This window comes from Mycobacterium sp. NGS39 (assembly GCF_059812765.1).
The window spans coordinates 183,256-200,609 of sequence record NZ_JCALDH010000003.1 but is presented as its reverse complement, the minus strand read 5'-3'; the positions used below and the strand labels follow the sequence as shown (position 1 = coordinate 200,609).

Here is a 17,354-nt window from a genome sequence, read left to right as displayed (position 1 = left end):
ACTGTCCACATACCGAGAAGGCGATTCTGCATCTTGGGACATCGGTGCGACGATAAGCCGGTGAGCATCCACTCGATCGGCACCGCACGACGCTGGACGATGCTCGCAATCGCGTTGTCGTCGACCATGTTCGCCAACGTGTTCATCAATGGCGTCGCCTTCCTCATCCCGACGTTGCATGAACGTCGCGGACTTGACCTCGCCGACGCCGGATTGCTGTCCGCGATGCCCAGCATCGGCATGGTCGTCACGCTGATCGCGTGGGGATACGCGGTCGACCGCCTCGGTGAGCGACTGGTCCTCGCAGTCGGTTCGGCCTTGACGGCGGCCGCCTCGTTCGCCGCAGCCGCATCGCACGGGCTGGTACTCATGGGCGTTTTCCTGTTGCTCGGCGGGATGGCGGCGGCGAGCAGCAACTCTGCCAGTGGGCGACTGGTCGTCGGCTGGTTCCCAGCTGAGCAGCGTGGCCTGGCCATGGGGATTCGGCAGACCGCACAGCCGCTCGGAGTTGCGTTGGGTGCGTTGGTAATTCCGCGGCTTGCGCATGGCCAAGGCATCGGCGCGGCCCTGCTGTTTCCCGCGGTCGTGTGCGCGCTCTCTGCGGTGGTCAGCGCCGTGGGCGTGCTGGACCCGCCACGCCCCCCGCGCGAGAACGCGGCCCAGCGCGACCTGGCCAACCCCTACCGGGAGTCCTCGGTCCTGTGGCGCATCCACGCGGTCTCGGTGCTTCTCGTGGTGCCGCAGGTGGTGGTGTGGACCTTCACGCTGGTTTGGCTGATGACTGACCGGGGCTGGTCGGCGGGCGCGGCAGGCGTACTGGTCACGGTCGCGCAGGTTCTCGGCGCTGCTGGCCGAATCGCGGCCGGCCGGTGGTCGGACCGAGTGGGATCGCGGCTTCGGCCCATCCGCTTGATCGCTGTCGGCGCGGCGGCCGCCATGGCGGCGTTGGCCCTCACCGACCACCTGAGATCTCCGCTGGCGGTCGCCGTGATGATCGTCGCCTCGGTCATCACGGTCAGCGACAACGGCCTGGCGTTCACCGCGATCGCCGAGATTGCCGGCCCGTTTTGGAGCGGCCGCGCGCTCGGCACCCAGAACACCAGCCAGTTGCTGACGGCAGGCATCGCGCCGCCTCTGTTCGGCGGCCTGATCAGCGCTGCCGGCTATCCCCTCGCCTTCGCAGTCTGCGCGATCTTTCCGTTGATTGCGCTGCCCCTGGTTCCGGTGAAGGCGGCGGCGACGGCACCGCCCGAAGCCAACGGCTGACCGCTCTACAGCTGCGCCAGGATGCGCTCGCCGATCTCCGTCGTGGAAAACGTCGCGTCGCCGCGGCTGGCCAGGTGCCCCTCGACCGCTTTGTCCACGCGCGCAGCAGCATCCGGTTCACCGACGTGGTCGAGTAGCAGCGCGATCGACATCACTGCGGCGGTCGGGTCGGCGAGCCCCTTGCCGGCGATGTCGGGGGCGCTGCCGTGCACCGGTTCGAACATCGACGGATTCTTGCGCGTGGCGTCGATGTTGCCACTGGCCGCCAGACCGATGCCGCCGCACACAGCGGCCGCCAAGTCGGTGATGATGTCGCCGAACAGGTTGTCGGTGACGATCACGTCGAACCGACCGGGATCGGTGACGAGGTGGATCGTCGCGGAATCGACGTGCTGATAGGCCACTTCGACGTCGGGATACTCCTGGCCGATCTCCTGCACCGTCCGCCACCACAAATCGCCCGCGAACGTCAGCACGTTGTTCTTGTGCACCAGAGTCAGTTGTTTACGGCGGCCCGCGGCCCGCGCAAACGCGTCCTGGACCACCCTGCGCACACCGTAAGCGGTGTTGACGCTCACCTCCGTGGCGATCTCGTGCGGGGTCCCGACCCGAATCGCCCCGCCGGTGCCGGTGTAGGGGCCTTCGGTGCCCTCGCGGACAACCACGAAATCGATGTCCGGCTTGCTGGCCAGCGGACTGCTCACACCGGGGTACAGCCGCGCGGGACGCAGGTTGATGTGGTGGTCCAGCACGAAGCGGATCTTGAGCAGCAGCCCCCGTTCGAGCACACCGCTGGGCACCGACGGATCGCCGATGGCGCCCAACAGGATCGCATCGTGACCGCGCAATTCGTCGAGCACCGATTCCGGCAGCACCTCACCGGTTTCGTGATAACGCCGGGCGCCGAGGTCGTAGTACGTTTTCTCGACATCGGGAACCACGGCGTCGAGCACTTTGACGGCCTCGCCGATGACCTCCGGCCCGATCCCGTCGCCGGCAATGATCGCCAGCTTCACGAGAGGTCCACCACCTCGAGCAGATTCGCGCCGACGGCCGGCGCGATCGACGACAGCACCTCGTCGGGCGGGCGCTGGTCGAGGCGCAGCAGGATCGTCGCGCCCGGACCCTCTGCGTCCTCCGACAGCTGCGCCGCATGGATGTTGACGTTCGCCTCACCCAGCAGCGTGCCGATTCGCCCGAGCGCTCCGGGCTGGTCGACGTAGTTGATGATCAAGTTCACGCCCTCTGCCCGCAGATCGAAGTTGCGGCCGTTGATCTGGACGATTTTCTGCACCAGCTGCGGGCCCGACAGGGTCCCGGCGACGTTGACCACAGAACCGTCGGCGGTGACCGCACGCACGTCCACGACGCTGCGGTGGTTCGGGCTTTCCGGTGCGGTGCTGATGCTTGCTTCCACACCGCGCTCGGCCGCCAGCGCCGGCGCGTTGACGAACGTCACCGGATCCTCGATCACGGCGGAGAAGAGGCCGCGCAGTGCCGAAAGCCGAAGCACCCCAACATCTTCGGACGCCAGCTCACCGCGCACCTGAACCGATACCGATGCCGGCAGTTCGGGCGACAACGCCGCGACCAGCAGTCCGAGCTTGCGCACCAGGTCCAGCCACGGCGCCACTTCGTCGCTGACCACGCCCCCGCCGACGTTCACCGCGTCGGGCACGAATTCGCCTGCAAGGGCGAGCTTCACGCTCCTGGCGACGTCGGTGCCGGCGCGGTCCTGCGCCTCGACCGTCGACGCGCCGAGGTGCGGCGTGACCACGACCTGCGGCAGGTCGAAGAGCGGGCTGTCGGTGCACGGCTCTTTCGCGAAGACGTCGAGCCCGGCGCCGCGAACATGTCCGCTCGCGATGGCTTCGGCCAGTGCCTGTTCGTCGACCAGTCCACCGCGCGCGGCATTGACGATGATCACGCCCGGCTTGGTCTTCGCCAGCGCCTCCTTACCGATCAGCCCCGCGGTCTCAGGGGTTTTCGGAAGATGCACCGAAATAAAGTCGGCCACCGCCAACAGCTCGTCGAGGGTCAGCAAGTCGATCCCCAGCTGGGCGGCCAGCGCGTGCGACACGTACGGGTCGTAAGCCACCACCTTGGTGCCGAACGCCGCGAGGCGCTGAGCGACGAGCTGGCCGATACGGCCGAGTCCCACCACGCCGACCGTCTTACCGAAGACCTCCGTGCCGTTGAACGACGAGCGCTTCCAGGTGTGTTCGCGCAGCGAGGCGTCGGCTGCCGGGATCTGCCGCGCGGCCGCCAGCAGCAGCGCGATCGCATGCTCGGCGGCACTGTGGATGTTCGACGTCGGCGCGTTGACGACGAGGATGCCGCGCGCGGTGGCGGCTTCGACGTCGACGTTGTCCAGGCCGACTCCGGCACGCGCGACGATCTTGAGCTTGGTGCCGGCATTGAGTACCTCGGCGTCGACCGTGGTGGCCGAGCGCACCAGCAGTGCGTCGGCCTCGGGAATGGCGGCCAGCAGCTTTTCGCGGTTGGGTCCGTCGACCCAGCGGACCTCGACCTCGTCGCCCAGCGCGGCGACAGTGGATTCGGCGAGTTTGTCGGCGATCAACACAACAGGCAGGCTCACTCGGCCAGCCTAATAGGGTCTACTTGGCGGGTGGACGTGACCGTGGTGGGCAGTGGCCCCAATGGGTTGGCAGCAGCTGTCGTCTGTGCACGCGCAGGGCTGTCGGTGCAGGTACTGGAGGCGCAACCGACGCTCGGAGGCGGCGCCCGCACGCTCGTCGACCCCGACTACCCCGGCGTTTCCCATGACGTCTGCTCGGCGGTGCATCCGCTGGCGCTGGGGTCACCGTTCTTCGCGCACTTCGACCTGACCGCTCGGGGCGTGAAGCTGCAAGTGCCGGAAATCTCGTACGCGAACCCGTTCGTCGGCCGGCCCGCTGCGATCGCCTACCGCGATCTCGACCGCACCGCCGAGGGGCTCGACGACGGCAAGTCGTGGCGGCGGCTGCTGGAACCGCTGGTGCGCCGAGCCGACAGCGTGGTCGAGTTCCTGCTCGGCGACAAGCGGTCGCTGCCCACGGATCCGCTGACGCTGCTGCGGCTCGGGGTGCGAATGGCGTGGCAGGGTACTTCCGCATGGAACGCCACCTTCGCCGGCCGCGATGCTGAGGCGTTGTTCACTGGCGTTGCGGCACATACGATTTCGCCTCTGCCCTCGATCACATCGGCGGCTGCCGGGATGCTGCTCGCCAGCCTCGGACACTCGGTGGGCTGGCCGATACCGGTCGGCGGCAGCCAAGCGATCGCCGACGCGTTGATCGCTGATCTGCGGGAGCACGGCGGGGTGCTGACCACCGATGCGGAGGTGACCGAGCCACCAGAGGGCGTCGTGCTGTTCGACACGGCACCGACCGCACTGCTGAGAATCTACGGTTCGCGGCTGCCGTCGCGGTACGCAAAGAGCTTGCGGCAGTACTGTTTCGGGTCGGGCGTGGCCAAGGTCGATTTCGTACTGAACGACGACGTGCCGTGGTCGGACCCGCGGCTGGCATCGGCGGCCACCTTTCACCTCGGCGGCGACCGCGCCGACATGGCCTACGCCGAGGCGCAAGTGGCCGCAGGCCGGCATGCCGAGCGGCCGATGGTGCTCGCAGCACTACCTCATGTAGTTGATCGGTCGCGCATCGACGACGCCGGCCGACGGCCGTTCTGGACCTACGCTCATGTGCCGGCGGGCTCGACGGTGGACCAAACCGAGGCCGTCACCGCCGTCGTCGAGAGCTTTGCATCGGGGTTCCGCGACGTCGTCGTCGCCGCCCGCAGCGTGCCTGCCGCGCAGATGGTCACCCACAACGCGAACTACGTCGGCGGCGACATCGCCGTCGGCGGTAATGACGCGTGGCGTGCGCTCGCCGGGCCGGTGGCACGCGTGAACCCTTGGTCCACACCGCTTCCCGGTGTGTACCTGTGCTCCTCGGCGACGCCGCCGGGCGCTGGGGTGCACGGCATGTCGGGCTACTACGCCGCCCGCACGGCGCTGCGCCGCGAATTCGGCATCAAAGCGATTGCGGTGCGCTTACCGGCGCTCAACGCACGCTAGCGCACCGAAATCCACGAGGCACCGCCTACGCGGTGTCCGTCAGCGGCCGGTCCACCCAGCTCATCAGCGCGCGCAGCTTCTTACCGGTGACTTCGATGGGGTGCTCGGCATTGCGCTTGCGCAGTTCCTCGAGCTCCTTGTTGCCGCCCTCGACGTTGGCGACCAGCTTCTTGACGAACGTGCCGTCCTGAATCTCGGCCAGGATCTGCTTCATTCGCTCCTTGGTGGCCGCGTCGATGATCCGCGGGCCCGACAGGTACCCGCCGAATTCGGCGGTGTCGGACACCGAATAGTTCATCCGCGCGATGCCGCCCTCGTACATCAGGTCGACGATCAGCTTCAACTCGTGCAGCACCTCGAAGTACGCCAGCTCGGGTGCATACCCTGCCTCGACCATCACGTCGAAGCCGGTCTTCACCAGTTCCTCGGTGCCGCCGCACAACACCGCCTGCTCACCGAACAGGTCTGTCTCGGTCTCGTCCTTGAACGTCGTCTTGATGACGCCCGCACGGGTACCGCCGATGCCTTTCGCGTACGACAGCGCCAGAGCCAGACCTTCGCCCTTCGGATCCTGTTCCACCGCAACCAAACACGGCACACCCTTGCCGTCGACGAACTGGCGGCGCACCAGGTGGCCCGGCCCCTTGGGCGCCACCATGCCGACGGTCACGTTCGCGGGCGGCTTGATCAGCCCGAAGTGAATGTTCAGTCCGTGCCCGAAGAACAGCGCATTGCCGTCTTCGAGATGTGGCTCGATGTCGCTGGAGAAGATGTCCGCCTGCGCGGTGTCGGGCGCCAGCAGCATGATCACGTCGGCCCACTTGGCCACCTCAGCCGGCGAGCCGACCTCCAAACCCTGCTCGGCGACCTTCTCCCGCGACTTAGAGCCTTCGCGCAGACCGACTTTCACGTCCACGCCCGAATCGCGCAGGCTCAGCGAGTGCGCGTGACCCTGGCTGCCGTAGCCGATGACGCCGACCTTGCGGCCCTGGATGATCGACAGGTCAGCGTCGTCGTCGTAGAACATCTCAACTGCCATCAGTGCAATTTCTCTTTCTGTTTGTCTGCTTACCGCTGGGTGATGCTGCGCGGACCACGGGTCATGGAGACCACACCGGACTGGACGATCTCCCGGATGCCGTACGGCTCGAGCACGCGCAGCAGCGCGTCGAGCTTTTCCTGCGTGCCGGTGCATTCGATGATCAACGACTCAGTCGATACGTCGATGACCTTGGCGCGGAACAGGTTTACCGCCTCGATGACCTGACTACGGGTGCCCGTATCGGCGCGCACCTTGATCATGGCCAGCTCACGGTCGACCGAGTTCGCGGGATCCTGCTCGACCACCTTGATGACGTTGATCAGCTTGTGAACCTGCTTGCTCACCTGCTCGATCGTCATGTCCTCGACGGCCACGACGATCGTCATCCGCGACAGGTTCTTCTGCTCGGTGGCACCGACGGCCAGTGACTGGATGTTGAAACCGCGTCGCGAGAACAGCGAGGCGACGCGGGCGAGCACACCGGGCTTGTCTTCGACGAGCACGCTCAAAGTGTGGGTGGAGATGGCCATCTCAAGCTCCATGTTCTTCGCGCAAGCGGCTCATGCACTGTTCTTGCTTCTTCGCGCAAGCGCTCATCAGACCAGGTCCTCCTCGTCGAAGAGCGGCCTGATGCCGCGTGCCGCCTGGATTTCGTCGTTGCTCGTGCCGGCCGCGACCATCGGCCACACCTGGGCGTCGGCACCGACGATGAAGTCGATCACCACCGGCCGGTCGTTGATCGCACGCGCCTGCTGGATCACGTCGGCCACGTCTTCTTCACGCTCACACCGCAATCCGACACAACCCAGCGCCTCGGCCAGCTTCACGAAATCGGGGATGCGGTGCGAGTGGGTGGCCAAATCGGTTTGGCTGTAACGCTCGTCGTAGAACAGCGTCTGCCATTGGCGCACCATGCCCAGGTTGCCGTTGTTGATGATGGCGACCTTGATCGGCGCGCCCTCGATAGCGCAGGTGGCCAGCTCCTGATTGGTCATCTGGAAGCATCCGTCGCCGTCGATCGCCCAGACCTCGGCGTCGGGGCGCGCCAGCTTGGCGCCCATCGCCGCGGGGATGGCGTAGCCCATGGTGCCGAGGCCACCGGAGTTGATCCAGGTGCGCGGCTTCTCGTAGGAGATGAACTGCGCTGCCCACATCTGGTGCTGCCCCACACCGGCCACGTACACGGCATCAGGTCCGGCGATCTTGCCCAGCGTCTGGATCACGTACTCGGGGCTGAGGCTGCCGTCGCTCTGCGGACCGTAGCTGAGCGGATACGTGCGCTGCACGCCCTGCAGGTACGTCCACCAGTCATGGATATCGCCGCGGTGGCCCAGCTTGCGCAGTGCCTCGGTGAGCTCGATGATGACCGCCTTGACGTCACCGACGATCGGCACGTCGGCGTTGCGGTTCTTGCCGATCTCGGCCGGGTCGATGTCGGCGTGAATCACCTTGGCCTCCGGCGCGAACGACGACAGCTTGCCGGTGACGCGGTCGTCGAAGCGGGCGCCGAGCGCGATGATCAGGTCGCTGCGCTGCAGACCCGCCACTGCGGCGACGGTGCCGTGCATACCCGGCATGCCCAGATGCTGCGGATGGCTGTCGGGGAACGCGCCGCGCGCCATCAGCGTGGTGACCACCGGGATGCCGGTCAGCTCCGCCAGTTCCCGCAGCTCGGCGCTGGCGTCGCCGCGGATCACACCGCCGCCGACGTACAGGACCGGTTTGCGAGCAGCCGCGATCAGCTTGGCCGCTTGCCGGATCTGCTTGGCGTGCGGTCTGGTGGTCGGCTTGTAGCCGGGCAGCTCCATCGCCGGCGGCCAGCTGAACGTGCACTGGCCCTGCAGCACGTCCTTCGGGATATCGACGAGCACCACGCCCGGCCGGCCCGACGACGCGATGTGGAACGCCTCGGCGATCACGCGCGGGATGTCGTCGCCGTTGTTGACCAGGTAATTGTGCTTGGTGATCGGCATCGTGATGCCCGAGATGTCCGCCTCCTGGAAGGCGTCCGTGCCGATCATCGACCGCCCGACCTGACCGGTGATCGCCACGACGGGAATGGAGTCCATCTGCGCGTCGGCGATCGGGGTGACCAGGTTGGTGGCACCGGGGCCGGAGGTGGCCATGCACACACCGACACGTCCGGTCACGTGGGCGTAGCCGCTGGCGGCGTGGCCGGCACCCTGCTCGTGGCGCACCAGCACGTGGCGCAGCTTGCGCGAATCGAACAGCGGGTCGTACACCGGAAGCACTGCGCCGCCTGGGATTCCGAAGATCACGTCGACGCCCAGCTCCTCGAGAGAGCGCACAACCGCTTGAGCTCCCGTGAGTTGTTGCGGCGCAACTTTTTTCGTGGTGGCGGCACGATGGCCCGCCGCGTCGGCCCCGCCGTTGGGCGGATGCTCGGCCGCGGACCACTCCTGCGGTCGCGTGGTAGGTGCGCTCACGATGTCCTCTTCAGTCCTGTTGAATTCGGCGATGGGCAAGAAAAAACCCCCGTCAGCGTCAGCTGCTGCGAGGGTTGCGCGTCGGTGGATGCTCGCTATAACCGGCTATGCACAGACGCGCCGACCAATTACTACGAGCAATCCATGGGCCTGCATAGCCTCCGACGTTAGCTTCCGCACTGGTCAACCGTCAAATTCGACCGCTGGTGGGATGATGGCGCAATGAGCACCGACGACCCTGACCACCCCGCGCAGGTCGTGCTGCGGCTTTCGCCGATGGCGCATGTGGCCTCTGCTTTCGCCGCGGTCGGCTTGCTGGCCGTGGTGCTCGCCGCGCCGCTGACCGCACCGCTGCTGGCGCTCCCGGTGCTCGCGTCGGTGATGATCGTGCGGCTGCGTACGGTGGCCGACGCACAGACGGTCACGGCCCGCACGCTTGTGGGCTCTCGCACTGTGCCTTGGTCGGACGTCAAGGGACTGCGCTTCGTCAAGGGCTCCTGGGCACGGGCCGAGCTGACCTCGGGCGAGCAGTTGCGGCTGCCCGCAGTCACGTTCTCCACGCTGCCGCTGCTGGCGCAGGTCAGCGGCGGGCGGGTGCCGAACCCGTACGGCTCAGTCGCGGGTTGAAAGAGCGGGTCAGGTGAGGGGGTTGCTGCCGTTGAGCAGGATCCAGGTGCCCACTCCCACGCCGATCCCGAGAATCAGGGCCCCGAGTGACCCGAGGAACGGCCGGCGCGCCCAGCCACGGCTGGCGTCCAGTCCGTAACGGCCCGGACCGGCCAGGATCACGGCCGCCGTCGTCACGATGAGAAGCAGCTGATACTCGTTGCCGTCGGGGAGGAAGAAGCCGATGTAGCCGGCGTCGTATTGCATCGCGACGCTGGCCGCCAGCCCGTTGACCAGGTACGCCAGTGCGGCAGCTCCGGCCAACGGCGTGAACAAGCCGAGAATCAGCAGCACCCCGGCGGACAGCTGCGTGCCCGCCGCCAGGTAGGTCAGCAGGCCGGCGTGCTGATATCCCATGTCGCTCAGCGAGTTCCTGAAACCGTCGAGCCCCTGACCGCCCCAGAGACCGAACGCTTTCTGCAGTCCGTGCGCGATCAGGATCGCCCCGATCGCTGCCCGCAACAGCAGCAGGCCCAGGTCTTGAGTGCCGCGCCGGCCGGCCGCCGCGACGCGCGGGTCGACGTCGTCGTCGAACTCTGTTGCCGACTGCACCGCGCCGTGCCGGCCCGACCCGTCAGGGTCGACGTACGGCAATGGTTCCGGGTCGGCGAGCAGCTGAAGTCCCGAGGGAACCGAATCGACGGAGTTGTAGTGCGGGATCGTGGTGGTTTCGAAGTCGCCACCGTATGTGGCTGACGGCAGGTCGTCTTCGGGGTCGACTAGGCGGGCCGAAGCGGGGCGCGAGGGCTGCGATGAGCCGCTTGAGCGAAGAGCAGAAGCCTGGGACGCATTGTCCGGCCGTTGCCATGCGCGCGAGTCATGCGGGTGCATTGGGCCAGGGTAAGGGCAAGTCACCCCCGATCCGTGGATTGGTGCCGGGCCGTCACCGCACCTTTACCAGTCCGAGGCCTGCGAGGGTTCCGCGGGAAGGGTGTCGGCGTGGCGGGCCCGCCCCGGCGGTCCGTAACCTGGCGGGCATGCGGATGCGCGGACCGGTGCGAGCGGTACTGGCGACGACGCTTGCTGCCGCGCTGGTAGTCAGCGGTTGCGCCCGGTTCGACGACGCCGCGTCGCAGCCGTTCACCACCGAACCCAAGTTGGTGGCGCCGCCTACCAGCAGCCCGCCGCCGCCTCCCCCGCTGCCGGACAACCCGTTCCCCAAACAGTGCCCCGCGCCCGGGGTCATGCAGGGCTGCCTGGAATCCACCAGCGGGCTGATCATGTTGCCGGACAGCAAGTCGGCGCTGGTGGCCGAGCGCACCACCGGCGCGGTCAAAGAGGTGTCCGTGAACGCCGAGCCCAAGGTCAAAGTCGTGCTCCCGGTCGACGGTTCCGGTGACGGCGGCCTGATGGACATCGTGTTGTCGCCGACCTACGCCCAAGACCGACTGATGTACGCGTACGTCAGCACCCCCACTGACAACCGCGTGATCCGGATCGCCGACGGTGACGTGCCCAAGGACATCCTCACCGGAATTCCCAAGGGCGCCAACGGAAACACCGGTGCATTGATCTTCACCAGCCCCACGACGCTGGTGGTGCTCACCGGTGATGCCGGTAATCCGGCACTGGCCGCCGATCCGGATTCGCTTGCAGGCAAGCTCATCCGAATCGAGCAGCCGACCACCGTCAACCAGGCTCCGATTACCACCGCGATGTCCAACATGGGGTCGGCCGGCGGGCTGTGCACCGACCCGACCGACGGGTCGCTGTACGTCACCGACCGCACGCCGACCGCAGACCGGTTGCAGCGCATCACCGCCGACTCGAAGACCTCCACCGTGTGGACGTGGCCGGACAAGCCGGGCGTGGCGGGGTGTGCGGCGCTGGCCGGCACGATTCTGGTGAATCTGGTCAACACCAAGCAAACCGTCGCCGTGCGGATGGCGCCGGAGTCGGGCGCGGTGACAGGCGAGCCGGAAGTCATGCGTCAAGACGAGCACGGGCACGCCTGGGCGCTGGCCGTCTCGCCGGACGGCAACATCTGGGGCGCGACCGTGAACAAGACGTTCGGCGACGCGATGAAGCTCGACGACGTGGTGTTCCCGTTGTTCAAGACCGGCGGCGGCTTCCCGCGGCCGAAGGACGACCTGGTCTAACTGCAGGCGGCGAGCACCAGCTCGCGCACCCGGGCCGCGTCGGCCTGGCCTTTCGTGGCCTTCATCACCGCGCCGACGATCGCGCCGGCCGCTTGTACCTTGCCCCCGCGAATCTTCTCGACCACGTCGGGATTGGCGGCCAGCGCCTCGTCGACCGCGGCCTGCAGCGCCGAGTCGTCGCGCACCAGCTCCAGCCCGCGGGCCTTCATCACCTGCTCGGGTTCGCCCTCACCGGCCGACACACCTTCGACGACCTGGCGCGCCAGCTTGTTCGACAGCTTGCCGTCGTCGACCAGCTTGACCACCTCGGCCACCTGCGCCGGCGTGATCGGCAACGCGTCGAGTGGAATTCCCGCCTCGTTGGCCTTCTGCACCAGGAAGTTGCCCCACCACGCCCGGGCGGACTCGCTGGACGCGCCGTGCTCGACGGTCGCGGCGACGAGCTCGACGGCTCCGGCGTTGACCAGGTCGCGCATCACTTCGTCGGAGACGCCCCACTCCTGCTGAATTCGCTTGCGCCGCAACCACGGAAGCTCGGGCAGCGTATCCCGTAGCTTCGCCACCAGGTCTGCACTGGGCGCGACGGGCTCGAGGTCCGGCTCCGGAAAATACCGGTAGTCCTCGGCGGATTCCTTGCTGCGGCCCGGCGAGGTGTAGCCGTCTTCGTGGAAGTGCCGTGTCTCCTGGTGCACGCGTCCGCCGGCGGTCAGGATCGCGGCCTGCCGGCGCATCTCATAGCGCACTGCGACCTCGACGCTCTTCAGCGAATTCACGTTCTTCGTTTCGGTGCGAGTACCGAATTCTGCTGCGCCCCTTGGCATCAGCGAGACATTGGCGTCGCAGCGCAGCGAACCCTGGTCCATCCGCACATCGGAAACGCCTAACGCGCGCAACAAATCTCGCAGTGCCGTCACGTAGGCCCGTGCGATCTCCGGCGCCCGCTCACCGGCGCCGACGATCGGTTTGGTGACGATCTCGATCAGCGGCACGCCGGCGCGGTTGAAGTCCAGCAGCGACTGCGTGGCTCCCGCGATGCGACCCGTCTCACTGCCCAGATGGGTCAGCTTGCCGGTGTCTTCTTCCATGTGCGCGCGCTCGATGCCGACCCGGAAGGTGCTGCCGTCGTCCAGCGGCACGTCGAGATAGCCGTCGACCGCGATCGGCTCGTCGTACTGAGAGATTTGGTAGTTCTTCGGCATGTCCGGATAAAAGTAGTTCTTCCGGGCGAACCGGCACCAATCGACGATGTCGCAGTTCAGTGCCAGCCCGATGCGGATCGCCGACTCCACCGCGGCCTCGTTAAGCACGGGCAGAGCCCCCGGCATCCCTAGGCAGACCGGGCACACCTGGGTGTTGGGTTCGGCGCCGAACGTGGTCGGACAGCCGCAGAACATCTTCGTGGCCGTCGACAGCTCGACGTGCACCTCGAGGCCGAGCACCGGCTCGAAGCGCGCCACGACGTCGTCGTAGTCGAGCAGGTCGGGAGCGGCGACAGTCATGTGGCCGAGTCTAGTTCGGTGCGCTTACCCGAGTTTGGGGTGCACACCCGGGATGAGTCCGGCTGCGGCCGACATTTTCTGCAGGTGACGCAGCACGGTCTTGCGTTCCGCGGCCGTCAGCGTCGCAGTGATCTCGTCCTCCTGTGCGCGACCCTGCGCATCGAGCGAAGGCAGCAGATCGCGGGCCTTGTCGGTCAGGGTGACGGCGAATGCCCGCCGATCGGCCGGGTGGGGCATCCGCTTGACCAGCCCCTGGTGCTCCAGCTCGTCGATGACGCTCACCATCACGTTGCGATGAATGCCGAGCCGGGTCGACAGCTCGCGCTGCGACTGTCCGTCGTCGGCATTCAGTGACATCAGCACCGCGTAGGTGCGCGGCCGGACCCTGAACGGTTCCAGTCTGCGGGCGAAGTCTTCGGCGAGGTAGACGCCGAGCTGTGACAGCAGGAAGGGGATCCGTTGATGTAGCTCGGAGATGCCGGTCGATGGCTCGCTCATGATCCAAACGCTAGCACCCCGGGATGATTATCAACTAATATGATAATCAACAGTCTGTGACTAATGAAGGAGGCGATGTGAAGATCGCGATATTCGGCGCCAACGGGAAGACCGGACGGCTGCTCACCCAGCGCGTGCTCGACGGCGGTCACGCCGCCGTGGCAGTGACCCGTCACCCGGACGACTTTCCGATCACCGACGCCGCGCTGACCGTCGCGGCCGCCGACGTCCGCGACGCCGCCTCAATCGTCGAGGTGATCGATGGCGCCGACGCTGTGTTGTCGACCTTGGGCGTGCCGTTCAGCACGCGTCCCATAGACACGTACTCGGTGGGCGTGCAGAACATCATCGCCGCCATGAAGCAGAACGGACCGCGACGACTCGTCGTGGTGAGTTCGACAGGCGCACACCGTTATCCGAACCGTATCGACAACCCGTTTGCACTGCGGATTGTCGAGCCGATCATCAAGCGCACCATCGGCAAGAGCACCTACGATGACCAGCGCCGCATGGAAGACATCGTCCGTGAAAGCGGCCTGGACTGGACGATCGTGCGGCCATCGGGCCTGTTCGACACCGATGGTCCGACGAAATACATTGCGGGCGAAGTCGAACCGGTGGGCGGCTTCACCGCCCGTATCGACCTCGCCGACTACATGACCAGGCTGGCAGGCGATGCCGGCACGGTCGGCAAGGCCGTGATCGTTTCGACCACTGAAGGCACCCCGACAATCTGGCAGATGATCCGCCGCGAAGCCTTCAAGAGCGAGTGACCTCGACGCGCAAGCTGAGACCCTAGCCGAAGAACGCCGCCGCGTCGTCGTAGCGGCTCTGCGGCACCAGCTTGAGCTGCCGCGTCGCGTCGGCCAACGGCACCCGCCCGATGTCCTGCCCGCGAAGCGACACCATCATCCCGTACTCGCCGGCGTGCGCGGCGTCGGCGGCGTTGACGCCGAAGCGGGTGGCCAGCACGCGGTCGTACGCAGTGGGCGTACCGCCGCGCTGCACATGCCCGAGCACGGTCACCCGCACTTCCTTGTTGATGCGCTTGTTCACCTCGACGGCCAGCTGCGCGGCCACCCCGGTGAACTTCTCGTGGCCGAACTCGTCGATGCCGCCCTCCGCCAACTTCATCGAGCCCGCAGCCGGCTTGGCACCCTCGGCGACCACACAGATGAAATGCGACTGCCCGCGCTGGAAGCGCCGTTTGACCAGTCGGCAGACCTCTTCGACGTCGAACGGTTGCTCAGGGATCAGCGTCATGTGAGCGCCGGATGCCAGTCCCGCGTTGAGCGCGATCCAGCCGGCGTGGCGGCCCATCACCTCGACGAGCATGACCCGTTGATGTGACTCGGCGGTGGAGTGCAGGCGATCGATGGCCTCGGTGGCGACGGTCAGCGCGGTGTCGTGGCCGAATGTCACGTCGGTGCAGTCGATGTCGTTGTCGATGGTCTTCGGGACGCCGACGACGGGCACGTTCTCTTCGGACAACCAGTGGGCGGCGGTCAATGTGCCTTCGCCGCCGATCGGGATCAGCACGTCGATGCCGTTGTCGTCGAGCGTCTGCTTGATCTGGTCGAGGCCGGCGCGCAGCTTGTCGGGATGCACCCGCGCGGTGCCCAGCATGGTGCCGCCCTTGGCCAGCAGCCGGTCGTTGCGGTCGTCGTTGTGCAGCTGGACTCTGCGGTCCTCGAGCAGCCCGCGCCACCCGTCCAGAAAGCCGACCACCGAGGAGCCGTAGCGGGAGTCGCACGTGCGTACCACCGCGCGGATCACCGCGTTCAAGCCCGGACAGTCGCCGCCGCCGGTGAGAATCCCAATGCGCATGTGGCCATCTTGCTACCTGCCCCGGGCATGCGCGAGCAGACGCAGAATCGCATTACCGAGCGCGGGATTATGCGATTCGGTGTCTGCTCGTCGGCGTCAGATCGCGGTCGGCAGCGGGCCGCGGGCGGCCTCGTAAGCGGCTGCCACCCGGTAGAGCCGGTCGTCGGCCAACGCCGGCGCCATGATCTGAAGTCCCACCGGAAGCCCGTCGTCGGGCGACAAGCCCGACGGCATCGACATCCCCGCGTGTCCGGCCAGGTTCAGCGGCAGCGTGCAGAGGTCGAACAGGTACATCGCCAGCGGATCGTCGACCTTCTCCCCCAGCCGGAACGCCGTGGTGGGCGTGGTCGGCGACACCAGCACGTCGACTTTCTGGTACGCCGCATCCAAGTCCCGCGCAATCAGCGTGCGCACCTTCTGCGCCTGGTTGTAGTACGCGTCGTAATAGCCGGCCGACAATGCGTAGGTGCCAATCATGATGCGCCGCTTGACTTCTGGGCCGAAGCCTGCCGCGCGTGTCAGCGCCATCACCTCTTCGGCGCTGCGGGTGCCGTCGTCGCCGACGCGCAAGCCGTAGCGCATGGCGTCGAAGCGGGCCAGATTCGACGACACCTCCGACGGCAGGATCAGGTAGTACGCCGCGAGCGCATGCGCGAAATGCGGGCAGGACACTTCGCTGACCTCCGCACCGAGCTTCGTCAGCTGCTCGACCGCCGCGTTGAACGACTCCAGCACGCCCGCTTGGTAGCCGTCACCACGCAGCTGGCTCACCACGCCGATGCGCACGCCGGTCAGATCGCCTGCCGCGCCCGCTCGCGCCGCGGCGACGACGTCGGGAACCTCGGCTTCTACCGACGTCGAGTCTTTGTGGTCATGCCCGGCGATCACCGCGTGCAGCAGCGCGGTGTCCAGCACGGTGCGCGCGCACGGACCGCCCTGATCCAGCGACGACGCGCACGCCACCAATCCGTATCGCGACACCGTGCCGTAGGTGGGCTTGGCGCCGACGGTCGCGGTCAGCGCGGCCGGCTGGCGGATGGAGCCGCCGGTGTCGGTGCCGATCGCCAACGGCGCCTGGAAGGCCGCCAGCGCTGCTGCGCTGCCACCGCCTGAGCCACCCGGCACGCGTTCGACGTCCCACGGGTTGCGGGTGGGACCGAACGCCGAGTTCTCGGTCGAACTGCCCATCGCGAACTCGTCCATGTTGGTCTTGCCGAGGATCGGAATGCCCGCCGCACGCAACCGCTGCGTGACCGTCGCGTCGTATGGCGAGCGCCAGCCCTCGAGAATCTTCGAGCCGCATGTCGTCGGCATGTCGGTGGTGGTGAACACGTCCTTGAGCGCCAGCGGCACTCCCGCCAGCGCCGACGGCAGCGCCTCACCTGCGGCCACCGCGGCGTCCACGCGGGCGGCCGCGGCCAGCGCCCCGTCGGCGGCAACGTGCAAAAACGCGTGGTAGCGGTGGTCGGTCGCCTCGATCTGGTCGAGGCAGGCCTGCGTCACCTCCACCGACGACACCTCACCGCTCGCAATCTTTTCGGCCAGCGTCGCGGCATCCAGACGAATCAGCTCGCTCACTGCGGCTCCCCCAAGATCCGCGGCACCGCGAACCGCCCGTCGACAGCCTCGGGCGCCTCGGCCAACGCCTGCTCCTGAGTGAGGCACGGCTCGACGACGTCAGGGCGAGTGACGTTGACGTCCTTGAGCGGGTTCCCGGTGGGTTTGACGTCGGTGACGTCGACGCTTTGAACCTGGCTGACGTAGCCCAAGATCGCGTCGAGCTGTCCGGCGAAGCTGTCCAGCTCGGTGTCCGTCAGCGCAAGGCGCGCCAGTTTGGCCAGACGGGCCACCTCGTCGCGAGAAATCTGTTGAGCCACGTTCGGACAGCCTAGTCAGGCGCCCCTCGCCCGGCCTGCTTGGCCAAGGCTGCTG

16 protein-coding genes are annotated in these 17,354 nt (G+C 67.1%); 5 read left to right on the top strand and 11 right to left on the bottom strand.

Translation table 11 applies throughout. The annotated features are described in order from the left end of the window. Positions 1-99: 99 nt before the first annotated feature. Entirely contained in the window at positions 100-1,266 is a 1,167-nt protein-coding gene (locus tag AC5Y39_RS05630; protein WP_500016480.1) for an MFS transporter, read from the top strand. A gap of 5 nt (positions 1,267-1,271) precedes the next feature. On the opposite strand, the gene AC5Y39_RS05625 is transcribed toward AC5Y39_RS05630, so the two are convergent. Both AC5Y39_RS05625 and serA read right to left on the bottom strand, forming a co-directional pair. Further along, positions 1,272-2,282 (bottom strand): 3-isopropylmalate dehydrogenase, encoded by a 1,011-nt coding sequence (locus tag AC5Y39_RS05625; RefSeq protein WP_500016271.1) that lies wholly within the window; start codon positions 2,280-2,282, stop codon positions 1,272-1,274. Continuing rightward, positions 2,279-3,865, bottom strand: coding sequence for a phosphoglycerate dehydrogenase (gene serA, locus AC5Y39_RS05620; protein ID WP_500016270.1), 1,587 nt, complete (start codon positions 3,863-3,865; stop codon positions 2,279-2,281). Before serA ends, AC5Y39_RS05625 begins: the two co-directional genes overlap by 4 nt. A 30-nt stretch (positions 3,866-3,895) precedes the next feature. Here serA and AC5Y39_RS05615 point away from each other — a divergent pair, with 30 nt between their 5' ends. Then, positions 3,896-5,344: a phytoene desaturase family protein gene (locus AC5Y39_RS05615; RefSeq protein ID WP_500016269.1), complete on the top strand. Its 1,449-nt coding sequence runs from the start codon at positions 3,896-3,898 to the stop codon at positions 5,342-5,344. A 25-nt stretch (positions 5,345-5,369) separates the two neighbouring features. Here the strand turns inward: AC5Y39_RS05615 and ilvC are convergent, their stop codons facing one another. The 3 genes from ilvC to AC5Y39_RS05600 all read right to left on the bottom strand — a co-directional run bounded on the left by ilvC (position 5,370) and on the right by AC5Y39_RS05600 (position 8,833). Continuing rightward, on the bottom strand, positions 5,370-6,371 hold the full coding sequence (ilvC, locus tag AC5Y39_RS05610) for a ketol-acid reductoisomerase (RefSeq protein WP_500016479.1): 1,002 nt from the start codon (positions 6,369-6,371) through the stop codon (positions 5,370-5,372). Positions 6,372-6,412: 41 nt separating this feature from the next. Continuing rightward, positions 6,413-6,916, bottom strand: coding sequence for an acetolactate synthase small subunit (gene ilvN, locus AC5Y39_RS05605; RefSeq protein ID WP_500016268.1), 504 nt, complete (start codon positions 6,914-6,916; stop codon positions 6,413-6,415). A 66-nt stretch (positions 6,917-6,982) separates the two neighbouring features. Then, on the bottom strand, positions 6,983-8,833 hold the full coding sequence (locus AC5Y39_RS05600; RefSeq protein ID WP_500016267.1) for an acetolactate synthase large subunit: 1,851 nt from the start codon (positions 8,831-8,833) through the stop codon (positions 6,983-6,985). 222 nt (positions 8,834-9,055) lie between these two features. Here AC5Y39_RS05600 and AC5Y39_RS05595 point away from each other — a divergent pair, with 222 nt between their 5' ends. Continuing rightward, the gene (locus AC5Y39_RS05595; protein WP_500016266.1) at positions 9,056-9,460 is read left to right on the top strand and encodes a PH domain-containing protein; all 405 of its coding nucleotides are present in this window, start codon (positions 9,056-9,058) and stop codon (positions 9,458-9,460) included. Between the two features lie 9 nt (positions 9,461-9,469). On the opposite strand, the gene AC5Y39_RS05590 is transcribed toward AC5Y39_RS05595, so the two are convergent. Beyond that, on the bottom strand, positions 9,470-10,330 hold the full coding sequence (locus tag AC5Y39_RS05590) for a DoxX family protein (RefSeq protein WP_500016265.1): 861 nt from the start codon (positions 10,328-10,330) through the stop codon (positions 9,470-9,472). A gap of 146 nt (positions 10,331-10,476) precedes the next feature. Between AC5Y39_RS05590 and AC5Y39_RS05585 the strand changes: the two genes are divergently transcribed. Beyond that, complete coding sequence (locus AC5Y39_RS05585; RefSeq protein ID WP_500016264.1) at positions 10,477-11,598, top strand: PQQ-dependent sugar dehydrogenase; 1,122 nt, start codon at positions 10,477-10,479, stop codon at positions 11,596-11,598. Here the strand turns inward: AC5Y39_RS05585 and gatB are convergent. Further along, positions 11,595-13,097, bottom strand: a complete 1,503-nt coding sequence (gene gatB, locus AC5Y39_RS05580) for an Asp-tRNA(Asn)/Glu-tRNA(Gln) amidotransferase subunit GatB (protein WP_500016263.1) — start codon at positions 13,095-13,097, stop codon at positions 11,595-11,597. The two genes, AC5Y39_RS05585 and gatB, sit on opposite strands and share 4 nt — an antisense overlap. A gap of 24 nt (positions 13,098-13,121) precedes the next feature. After that, positions 13,122-13,595 carry a MarR family winged helix-turn-helix transcriptional regulator gene (locus tag AC5Y39_RS05575; RefSeq protein ID WP_500016262.1) on the bottom strand — a complete coding sequence of 158 codons (474 nt, stop codon included), beginning with the start codon at positions 13,593-13,595 and terminating at the stop codon, positions 13,122-13,124. A gap of 56 nt (positions 13,596-13,651) precedes the next feature. Between AC5Y39_RS05575 and AC5Y39_RS05570 the strand changes: the two genes are divergently transcribed. Continuing rightward, positions 13,652-14,368, top strand: coding sequence for an NAD(P)-dependent oxidoreductase (locus AC5Y39_RS05570; protein WP_500016261.1), 717 nt, complete (start codon positions 13,652-13,654; stop codon positions 14,366-14,368). Between the two features lie 22 nt (positions 14,369-14,390). Here the strand turns inward: AC5Y39_RS05570 and AC5Y39_RS05565 are convergent, their stop codons facing one another. The 3 genes from AC5Y39_RS05565 to gatC form a co-directional block, all read right to left on the bottom strand. Continuing rightward, the gene (locus AC5Y39_RS05565; protein ID WP_499907995.1) at positions 14,391-15,422 is read right to left on the bottom strand and encodes an ATP-dependent 6-phosphofructokinase; all 1,032 of its coding nucleotides are present in this window, start codon (positions 15,420-15,422) and stop codon (positions 14,391-14,393) included. A 96-nt stretch (positions 15,423-15,518) separates the two neighbouring features. Beyond that, on the bottom strand, positions 15,519-17,000 hold the full coding sequence (gene gatA, locus AC5Y39_RS05560; RefSeq protein WP_500016260.1) for an Asp-tRNA(Asn)/Glu-tRNA(Gln) amidotransferase subunit GatA: 1,482 nt from the start codon (positions 16,998-17,000) through the stop codon (positions 15,519-15,521). Further along, complete coding sequence (gene gatC / locus AC5Y39_RS05555) at positions 16,997-17,299, bottom strand: Asp-tRNA(Asn)/Glu-tRNA(Gln) amidotransferase subunit GatC (RefSeq protein ID WP_499907993.1); 303 nt, start codon at positions 17,297-17,299, stop codon at positions 16,997-16,999. Before gatC ends, gatA begins: the two co-directional genes overlap by 4 nt. Positions 17,300-17,354: the final 55 nt, after the last annotated feature.